Annotated in this window: 1 protein-coding gene (running past one end of the window); it reads right to left on the bottom strand. The window is 47.7% G+C overall.

Annotated features, from left to right (window positions below; all coding sequences use genetic code 11):
- Positions 1-9,055: the 5' portion of an amino acid adenylation domain-containing protein gene (locus ACYCS5_RS27260; RefSeq protein WP_459760449.1), read on the bottom strand. It extends 308 nt beyond the left edge of the window; only the first 9,055 of its 9,363 coding nucleotides appear in the window; its start codon is at positions 9,053-9,055; the stop codon falls past the left edge of the window.
- Positions 9,056-9,078 lie beyond the last annotated feature (23 nt).

Genomic DNA, 9,078 nt, shown 5'->3' with positions numbered 1-9,078 from the left:
TCAGATTGAAAAAGTTCAAATGATAGCGTGAAGCAAAGTCCAGGTGGGTATGGATACTCTTTTCATAGGATTCAGAGTCATCTTCCTGCAGCACAACGGGTATATGATCAATACACTCGCCTACGGTTCCAAAATAGTTCCGGTCGCCATATTGTCTTCCATAATTAGTAATCCAAAGCGGAACATCAGAGAGTTGGAAATAGCTGCTGAAAAAACGTACAGCCATTTGAAGCGAAATATCCCACATATTCGCAGCGCCGTGCTGCTCTGAAATGTCGCTTAAATTCAGCTCCCAACGATATCTGGTAGTGTCCGCATAGTTGCGTTCTTCGGTCAGCACATGGATACGATCATTATTCTCACCAAACGTTTGGAGTTTGAATTGCTCGCTGATTTCCTGATCCCCGATTCCTTGAGGGCCTTGGCGGATATGGTTTACATATTCCCGGTATTGCACCTCTTCTGTCGCATGTGCCGTCTGCTGCGGACGATGATATTCATCAAGGAGTTGTCTGCGCAGGATGTCGCTGCTCGTAGCATCAAAAATGATGTGCGAGCAAGGGAGCAATAGCAGATGTTCCCGCAAATTTAAGCGAATCAGGACGATCCGGTACTGCAGCGACTGTGTAAGTTTATAAGGTTCTAAAAATAACTTAGAAGCAATGGAAGAAAGAAGCCTGCGTTGTGCTTGTACCGGCTGACCGGAGAGATCAACAGTCGGTAAAGAAAAATGCTCTGGAACTGGACGCAACTCCCATTCCCATGCTCCGGATGATTGAACAAGTACGCTTCTTAGCAATTCATGGCGTTCAATAAGCCGCTGAATCGTTACGGTCAAACGCTCGGTGTTCAAGTAGCTATCTAACTGCACAGCCATACCCGAGCCTGTAAAATATTGCAAATGGTAATGCTGAGCTGGTGCAAGCGGATAGCGCCCAATAGCATTCAGACTTAGTATATTGGTATTCCACTCAGTATTTAACTCAGCAATGCTGGCAAGCCATACATCGGCCTGTTGTTTAAGTAAGGTTTCTTGTTCTTCGTTTGTCGGTATAGCTCCGAGAATTCTATCTGGTTCGTCGGTTCCCCAGCGGACGATATAATGCGGGTGCAGGTCTGGATGGATATGAGATTGGATAAATTCTGAGATTGCCTGAACTTGTTCTACGTGAAAAGGCTCCACTTGCAGGAACAAATAGTTTTGATTATCGGTGGAAACAGTCTGAAGAAAGATCTGTACACCAAACGCTTCTGTAATAGCCCGCTCAACCTCCTGAGCTTTCGCAATGAGCGTATCCGCGTTCACTCCGCCCTCTTCAACACGTTGTAAAAGATCAGACAAACTTCTTATTGTCTGATATTGAAGCAATTGATGTATATCCAGCGGAATGTTCGATTCATGTACTTTCGATACCAGTTGAATGGCCTTCAATGAATGACCTCCAAGCTCGAAAAAGCCGTCGTCAATGCCGACCTTTTCAACGCCAAGCACCGCTTGCCACAGGTTCGCCAACTGTTGTTCCACTTCATTTCTTGGAGCAACGTATTCCATATCGGAACCGCTGGTCATTTCTGGCTCAGGCAATGCTTGGCGGTCGATTTTACCGTTCGTTGTCAGGGGAAACGCCGGCAGGAACACATACTGGGCAGGAATCATATAATCCGGCAACTGGCCAATCAAATGGGTCTTCATATCACTCTTGGATAGCGGTACGTCGGTTGAGATATAAGCACAGAGCGTTTTTTGACCATCCTTCGTGCTTTTTACCGCTACGTGCGCCTCCCGAACTGCATCATGTTTCATGAGCTGGGTTTCAATTTCGCCGGGTTCAATACGATATCCGCGGATTTTAACCTGCTGGTCTATCCGTCCGAGATACTCCAGATTGCCGTCCGGTAGCCATCTGCCCAAATCACCTGTCCGATATATTTTTTCGCCCAGAATGAATGGATTAGGGACAAAATTTAGCTGGGTCAGATCATCCCTGTTTAGATAGCCGCGCGCCAGACCATCCCCACCAACACAAATTTCCCCTTGAGCACCAGTAGGCAGCAGCCTGCTTGAAGAGTCCAAAATATAAACAGTTGAATTGCCAATTGGGCGACCAATAGGAATGCGGTTATATTCCTTATCAATCGGGAAATAAGTAGAGAATGTTGTGTTTTCTGTGGGGCCATAGACGTTGATAACGTTCAGTCCCGGAGAATGTGCTCTAACCGTATTAATGATCCCAGGTAAAAGCACATCCCCGCCCACCAGCAAGTGCTTTAGAGAAGCAAAGAGATCTGGTTTATGCTGTGTGAGTTGGTTAAACAAGGGCGATGTCAGCCACATCGTTGTAATATGATATCGATCCAGCGCTTCACCAAGCTGAACAGCATCCAAGATTATGGATTCCGGTACAATGTACAAACGCAATCCGTTCAGCAATGCTCCCCAAATTTCAAAGGTACAGGCATCGAACACGAGCGCCCCGGTCAGCAAAATGCGTTCGTTCTCGGCAAATGGTACGTAATTGGTGTTCTTCACCAGCCGTATGACATTCCGATGTTCAATCATGACACCTTTGGGACGTCCAGTTGAGCCAGATGTATACATGACATAGGCCAGATCGTCTGCCGTTGTCGATTCGGAAAAAATGAAGTCGTCGGAGTCGTCGGAGCTGATGTCGGCCAGATCCAGAACTGTACCGGAAAAATCGAAAGTGTGCATCTGTTTTCCCTTGTCGGATAGGGTTAGCAGAATTTCGCTACCGCTATCCTGAAGCATAAACATAATCCGTTCCTGCGGATAAGAAGGCTCCAATGGCAAGTAGGCTCCACCCGCCTTCAAAATACCAAGAATACCGATAATCATTTCTGGTGAACGTTTAGTCAAAATGCCTACGATGGTATCCGGCGCAACACCCAGTTTCTGCAGCTTCGAGGCCAGCTGATTAGCTTTTTTATTTAATTCGCGGTAGGTTAGCTCACGATTTTCAAATACAATAGCTACTGCATCCGGTGTTTTCTCAGCCTGTTCTTCAAATACGTGATGTATGGTGTGGTCCGATGGATACGGTCTCCGTGTATCGTTAAAATCAAATAAGAGCTGCTGTTTTTCCTCCGCTGTCAATAGATCAATCTCCGAAACCCGGATATTTGGGTTTTGAATAACTTGCTCCATCATTTGGATGAGGTGAGCAGCCAATTGTTTGATCGCATTTTTGTTATACGTCAGCGCGTTATAGCTAAATTTGATTTCCAGCTCGCGCCCAGGCATGACGATTACATTCAAATCATAATTCGTCTGTTCAATATCCTCTACTTCACCAACACGGAGTGCTTTGGTTTTTTTTTCTAATCCAGTAAGTTCTTCCGAAACGGGAAAGTTTTCAAAGGCGACAATATGCTGGATCAGGTTTTGTTTTAGTACACTATGGGCTTGAATATCAGCCAAGGAAAAATAGGAATACCGATTGGACTCCATTAAGGAATCCTGTATAGACGTAAGCAAGTCGGAAAACCGCAGTTCAGCGGAGCTTTTAATACGTAAGGGAATGGTATTAATGAATAATCCGACCATATTTTCAATACCGGGGATTTCATCAGGTCTGCCCGACACAACAGACCCGAAAATGACGTCCTTACTGTTGTTGTACGTTTGTAGTAATAAGCCCCAAACGGTTTGAAATAAGGTGCTGACGGTGACACGGTTTTGCTTGGCCATTTGCTCCATGTCTTGGGTCAGCCGCTCCCCCCATGTGCATATGAGCTGCTCTGCCTGAAACGAAGAATCAACGGAGCGGGTATAGCCGGGCACGACGGTTTCATTTTCAAAATCAGCCACATATTGTTTCCAGTATGCTGCTGCTTCCTCTTTATTTTGTCTTTCCAACCACTGAATAAAGTTGCTAAATGGATAGACAGGCTCTAATTTTAAAGGAGTATCGTCCCGAAGCGATGTGTAAATATCAAAAAAATCTTTGGCTACCGTCCTCAGGCACCAGCCGTCCATAACAATATGATGAGAGATCCAGATGAGCTTTGAGGTGTCCTCATCCCACTGTACAAGCGTTAACCGGATGAGAACCTCCTTTTCCAGATCAAAACCTCTCTGCCGCTCTTCCTGTAAAATGGCTTGAAGTCGTCTGTGCTTTTCCGCATCCGGTAAACTACGCACATCTTCGGTATGGACAGGAGCAGCTAATCGTTCCCCCAGTACAACCTGAAGCGGACGATCTGCCTCCTTATACATGAATACCGTACGGAAAATATCATATCGGTCAATCAGCTTTTGTAAGCTTCGGCTGATTAGGTTGGTATCCATAGCTTCATGAATGGTAATAATCGTTTGTTCGAAATAAGCCTCTGACTTTTCATCAAGTATGGAATGAAATAGCATTCCCTCCTGCATCGGGGATAGCGGATAGAGATCTTTAATTTTCACTTGGTGGTTTAACAGCTTATTTGACAAGCGATTTGCAATATTTTCAAACTGGTCCAGAGACAATTGCCCATATGTAAAATCCGTCGGGCTTTGTTCTGCTGTATCCTTGGCACAGCAATGGCGAATAAGTTCGATCAGATGATTCTTAAAGCTGGCTGTAAGTCGCTCCACCGTCGATGCTTCATATTCACGTGCGTTGTATTCGAATACAATGCGGAGTCTTTCGTCAGCCACCGCACAATGAATATCAAAGCTGGGCGCTTTTTTAGTCAGAGGGTTGATTTCAGTACCGGCAAACGTGGATAGTGGCGAGGTACGCCATGTCGTACCTTCTCTGGCTTCTCCGTCAAAGCTAAAGCTTATCTCAGGTGGCTTGGCAGAAAAAAAGGTTACCCTATTCTGCTGCTCCCTGTCGGTCAAGTAGCGTAAAATGCCATAGCCGAAACCCTTGTTGGGTACGCGTCGCAAATTGTCCTTAACCAGCTTGATTTGATGGGCCAAATCTTCGGGTTTGCTCACATTTACCACCAACGGATACACGTACGTAAACCTGCCAACTGTACGTGATACGTCAATGTCTTTAATCAATTCCGTCCTGCTATGACTTTCCACCTGGACTGCAATTTCAGCATGTCCGCTCCATTCCCGGTAAGCCAGTCCTAGCGCCGTCAGTAAAATATCATTTGTTTCTGTATTGTAAGCATGGTGCGCATGTTTTAGCAGGTTTTCGCTTTCTTCCCGGCTGAGTGTCACTTCGGATTTGCGCACGTCACGGATCAAGCTATCTGGAACCTCATGATCTTTTGGCAGCGGAAGTATTTCACGAGCTTCTACCGTATTCCAATAGCTGATTTCCTGACGCGCCAGCTCGCTTTGTGCATACTTGGACAAACGTGCTGCCCATTCTTTGTAGGAATCGGTCTTGGCGGGTAACTGTAGCTTTTCACCGTTAGCTAACTGTTGGTAGGTTGTTTCCAAGTCTTCCAGCAGGATTCTCCACGACACACTGTCTACGACAAGATGATGAATGACGATTAACAAATGATCGGATTCCTGCAGCCGAATTAAAGCCAAACGTACAAGCGGGCCGTTACGCAAATTAAAACTGCTTTGTAACGCGTCAGTGAGCTGCGCGATTTCTTCCTCAGGCTGGTCAGCATGTGAAAAATCGTAGCTTTCCAATGTAAAGTGTTCACCTTCGGCTGTGCCTCTGTTATAGGCGACAGGTTCTTTTTCACGTTCATCAAAGGTAATGCGCAAGGCATCATGGTGCATGGTCAGCTTGTCCACGGCGCTTCGCAGCCAGGTTTCGTTCCATCTTTCGGGGTTCTGGAGCATGACAGCCTGACTGTAATGATGACGTTCTATACGATGATGCTCAAAAAATTCCCATTGGATCGGTGTCAACTCCACTGTACCTTGTACCGCCCCCTGCGGGATGGTCCGAATTACTTTTTTTATATAAGGAGCAATCAAATCAATCTGCGGATGGCGGAACAAATCCTTCATGTCCATTTTGAGGCCCTTCGCGTTTAATCGGGCTGCGATTTGCAACGCTTTGATAGAATCGCCACCAAGCTCGAAAAAGTTGTTGCGCAGACCAATCGGCTTAACGCCAATGACTTCCTCCCAGATGGAAGCGAGTGTTTGCTCCAGTTCGCTCTGCGGCGCTTCATACTCGACGTCGGTCAACACAAAATCTTCGGGTTCTGGAAGCGCACGTCGATCAATTTTACCGTTATGGGTCAAAGGTAATTGATCCAGCACGATAATATGTGCGGGCACCATATAGCTTGGCAACTGCTTGGCAAGCTCTGTCCGCAAGAAGGATTTGTCGGTTGTACCTGCTACGTAGGCGCACAAATACTTTTGTCCGGTTTTATCCGTTCTATCCGTGACCACCGCTTGGCGTACCTCATCCAATTGGAGTAAGGCCGACTCAATTTCACCAGGTTCGATGCGGTAGCCACGAATTTTCACCTGAAAGTCAATCCGACCGATGAAATCAATGTTGCCATCCGGCAGCCAGCGTGCCAGATCTCCGGTGCGGTACAGACGCTCTCCCTTTACAAAAGGATTCGGTACAAATTTCTCCGCCGTCAGGTCAGGACGGTTCAAATAACCGCGGGCCACAGAAGCGCCGCCCAAACACAACTCCCCGGCTACGCCGACAGGGAGCGGACGAAAAGCCTCATCCACGATATATACTTTATGATTCGGCAGTGCCTTTCCAATCGGGACGATACCTGATGGAGGCAAACGTTCAGCTGTTTCTTCATAAAAGCTGGAATCAATAGCCGCTTCGGTTACACCGTAGGTATTCATGATGCGCATCGTATCGCCGAAGCGATTCAAAAGCGTCCGATAGTTTTCAACGCCAAAGCTGTCCGCGCCTGTAGTAAGCAGCTTCATGGCGCTGACATCTGTACCGTGTTCATATACATAGTCCATAAGCAGCGTCAACAAGGCTGGTGGAACTTCAAACGTCGTAATTTCGTGCTGTTCGAGAACCTGGGCCAAAGCTGGGGGATCGTTGCGGACATCCTGTGGGCAAATGACCATGGTGCCTCCGTTCACGAATGTCTTGGCCAGATCACCGGCAAAGACATCGAACGACATACTGGCAATCTGAAGGAGCTTGACGGGAAACTCTTTTAACTGGTGAGCTTCTCTATAGCCCCACGCCGTATTTACGTAATGGCGATGCTCGATCATCACGCCTTTGGCGTTGCCCGTCGTTCCCGATGTGTAAATGACGTAGGCCAAAGCCTCGGGATCATGAATAGGTGCGTAGATAGGCGCTTGTTGATGGGAATGCTCCGCTTGTGAAGCCTGTTGAAGTAACGCTGGCAAGTCCAGCACTTCCCCCGCAAAATCCACATCGGCTAATAGTTCAGTCAAGGAAGACTGCGTGAGCATAATCGTAGCTCCGCTGTCCTGAAGCATGTAAGCAATTCTTTCTTTCGGGTAGGTCGGATCGACAGGTACGTAGGCAGCTCCCGCCTTCATAATCCCTAACACAGCGATAATCATGTCTGCTGAACGCTCAAGCATCACGGCGACGAGATGCTCACGCTTGCCCCCACGGTTTTGCAGTGCTTGAGCAAGCAGATTAGCCTTCTCATTCAGCTCATGATAGGTAAGTGCGGTGTCTTCGTAGATGACGGCGGTCTGTTCCGGGATACGTTCTGCCTGCGCCTCAAATATTCCATGAAACGTTCCAGCAGGATAGTCGGTAATCGGCCCGCTCCATACATTGGTGAGTTCCATCTCTTCTGTAGCGGTCAGCAGACGAATGTTCCCCAGCAGGAGTTCTGGTGTACGTGCAATTTGGAGGAGAACATGCTCCAAATGCCCAGCTAACCGTGTCATCGCTTCATCGCTGTAAACATAGTTGTTGTAGGACAGCATAAAGCTCAGCGCTTTTCCGTCCTCCACTTCGATGTTGAAGTGGTAAGGTGTTTCTTCGGACAGCTGAGCGTCCTCCACGACGAATCCAAGTCGTTCCTTCAGATCAGGCCGGCCAACCATATCCTGCAGCGGGTAGTTTTCAAATACAACAAAATGGTCCATGAGTTGCTGCTTGAGTGCTGACTGGGACTGTATTTCAGCGAGTGAGAAATAGTCATATGCCCGTGATTGAATCGCGCTGCGCTGCACTTCGCGAAGCAGATCTGAGAATGGCAGATCTGCATCCAATTTGATTCGTACCGGTATGGTGTTAATGAAAAGTCCCAACATCTGTTCAACACCTTCAAGCTCCGGCGGTCGACCGGAAACAACGGTGCCGAAGACGACGTCTTCACTTTGGTTGTATCCTCCAAGCACCACTCCCCATGCAGCCAGAAACAGACTGCTAAGGGTTGTTCCGTTGCGTTCAGCCACCGTCCGTAATTGACGGGTTGTTTCATCCGTGAGTGTTATTTTATGCTCATGCAGCAAGTACCCGGTATCTGGCTGGAGCGGATGGGCTACAGGTAGGGTAGGCAGCACAGCTGGCTGATCATAGTCGTTCAGGATGGACCGCCAGTATTCCTTCGCCGCCTCCTTATCCTGCTTATCCAGCCAGCGGGCATAGCCAGTATAGGGCTGCGGTGTCGGCAGTTGTACGGGCTTCCCTGCTTTCAGTGCTTCATAAGCCGCGAACAGCTCGTCCATAACGATGCCGAGGCACCAGCCGTCCATAATAATATGATGAAAGCTTAAAAGCAGCGTATATGCGTTCGTTTGGGTTTGAAGCACAGCCAGACGAATGAGCAAATCCTTGCTCAGATCGTAACGATGGTTTCGGTCTGCGTCTGCGTAGCTGCGAATGGCCTCTGCTTGCTCTGCCTCGGGAATATTCGTCAGATTCTCATAACGAAGCGTTGGATTTCGTTCCTTAAACACGATGAGCCGCGAACGGGAAGCACTTTTATGATAAATATTCGAACGAAGCGTTTCGTGACGCTGCACCAGAGTCTCGAAGCTCTTTTGCAGAGCCTCCAGGTTCAGTTCACCCCGGATGATCATTCGTACTTGCTCATAGTACGCCTGTGATTCCGGCTCCATCACTGTATGAAAGAGCATCCCCTCCTGCAAAGGCGTTAAATTGGCCACTTTTTCGATTTCAAGCCTTTTACTCATCGGATTTCCCCCTCAATCGAATA

The organism is Paenibacillus sp. SEL3 (assembly GCF_054602585.1).
This window is presented reverse-complemented; position numbering and strand designations above follow the sequence as displayed.